We start from the raw sequence: 441 nt of genomic DNA, 5'->3' as shown, positions 1-441 counted from the left end.
ATTTACCGCAGACTTCGTTTTTATTTTTCTCCCAGTGACAACCCAATGGCTTAGAGTCAACAAGTTGTCAACCAAATTCCTTGAGGTTCTGTTTTCAGTATTTTCATTCCTGATAGTATATCAGTTCCAAGCTTCAAAAATGACATCAGCATCGACGCCATATCTGATGGTAGATATTTGGCTCATTGTTGCCATTTTTATTATGTGGCTTATCACTCATAATAAGGCCAATGAAGTCGTCTCTCAGCAAGATCATATCCGCGACCTGCAAGATCAGCTTCAGACGTTGAGAATGTCGGAGCCGCAACAAATAGTAGAGCCAGACACAGTTGGACATGCCCCGAAGGAATCGTCCCGCCTCCGACTCCTGGGAATGGTCATTAATCCATTTCAACGTCCACGTTTCTAACGGTCTCAGGAACCGACCAGCCACCCCACAGA

The 441-nt window shown here is 44.7% G+C and carries 1 protein-coding gene; it reads left to right on the top strand.

Features of this window, described 5'->3' with window-relative positions:
- A partial coding sequence (locus CRD60_RS09240) for a hypothetical protein (RefSeq protein WP_236630933.1) occupies positions 1-409 on the top strand: 409 nt, incomplete at its 5' end.
- Between the last annotated feature and the right edge of the window lie 32 nt (positions 410-441).

It is taken from the genome of Bifidobacterium aemilianum (assembly GCF_003315635.1).
Classification (GTDB): Bacteria; Actinomycetota; Actinomycetes; order Actinomycetales; family Bifidobacteriaceae; genus Bifidobacterium; species Bifidobacterium aemilianum.
Note: the sequence above shows the minus strand (reverse complement) of the source record. Positions and strands in the feature narration are given on the sequence as shown.